Source organism: Prevotella sp. Sow4_E9_plate (genome assembly GCF_052116205.1).
Lineage (GTDB): Bacteria > Bacteroidota > Bacteroidia > Bacteroidales > Bacteroidaceae > Prevotella.
This window is the reverse complement of the sequence record NZ_JBQKLN010000113.1, coordinates 1-1,309: the sequence shown is the minus strand read 5'-3', so window position 1 is coordinate 1,309 and position 1,309 is coordinate 1. Positions and strand designations below refer to the sequence as shown.

The 1,309-nt window shown below is 45.4% G+C and carries 1 protein-coding gene; it reads left to right on the top strand.

The genetic code is table 11. The annotated features are described in order from the left end of the window. Positions 1–49: 49 nt before the first annotated feature. The coding region (locus ACTQ53_RS17455) for an IS66 family transposase (protein WP_441934575.1) at positions 50–1,309 on the top strand (1,260 nt) is incomplete at its 3' end.

Sequence of the window (1,309 nt, the reverse complement as noted above, 5' to 3'; positions counted from 1 at the left end):
GCGGAGTCTCATAATATGATTATCTTTGCATCTGCAAACGTTTCATATTATGGCAGATATACATATAGACATAGAGCGCATGATAATGCATTCCAATTACTTGCTGGAGGTGGGGAAATCTTCGGCAAGTGATGGATTATCGGATATGGAACGTAAGCAATATCTAGATCAGATAAAGGAATTGGTTCAGACTGTCCAGACACTTCTGGATGCCAATATTGCCTTGGGTAATAAGCAGAAGGAACTACAGGCTGAGTCTGACCGTAAGATTGCCGTTTTGCAGGATCAGGTTGACAAGCTTACAGGAGAACTGCAAGCCCGCAGGCGTAAGATGCATGGCAAGAACAATGAGAAGCAAACTGGTGACAAGTCGGTAAATACAGGCAAGACCAAGGATGAGGAAGAGGGGGAATACATCGAGAATGGATGTGAGCAACCTTCCGATTCTGATGATTCAGACGAAGTTACCGACACAGAGGCGACCAATCCCAAAAAGGATTTGAGCCAACGCCCTGACCACTACAAGACCATGAAGGCTGAAGTTCTTGTGGTTCATGATTGTGACAAGGACAAGCTTAAGGCTATGGGATTGGAGTTCATTCGCTATACCAGACCTGTCGATCAGTTTGACCGAATCAGTATGACACGTCAGGACCGCTACCTTTATGCTTGGGTACGTGACAAGGACGGCAACGAGTTCGCTTTCTTCGTGCCAAAAGATGAAGGGGTAGAGCAGCGTGCTTGCACTTTTGTCGATGAGTCAAAGTATGACATGCCAAGCATGGTTCCTCATACCAGCAGTACGAGTAGCATGCTTTCAGACTTGATTGTCAATCGCTTTCAGTATGCGATAACGAGTGGACGTGAGATGTATCGCATGGTTAATGAGAAGATGCGTATGTCTAAGTCTACTATTTTCAACTGGTTGCGACATGGGGCAGAGTTCTTGGAGAATTGTCAGGAGACCATCAAACAATGGCTATTGAAACCTGGCTCAACGATTTATTGTGATGAGTCCTGGGTTGACACCAAGGTGACGGATGCCAATGGTGAGGTGCATTATAAGAAACGATATATGTGGGTCATTGTCAACTTGACCACCAAGGTCTGCTATTATCTGTATGGCAGTCGTAAGAAAGAGGTTATCAAGGAGTTTCTTGGTGACTTCAAGGGCACGTTGATGACCGATGCCTATGCTGCATACCTTTACTTCAATAAGTTGAAGGACTGTACTCATGTATGTTGCTGGTCGCACGTTAGAAGACTGTTTGTCTCGGCGAGTCGTGACTACAAGGATACCTTGGCACAG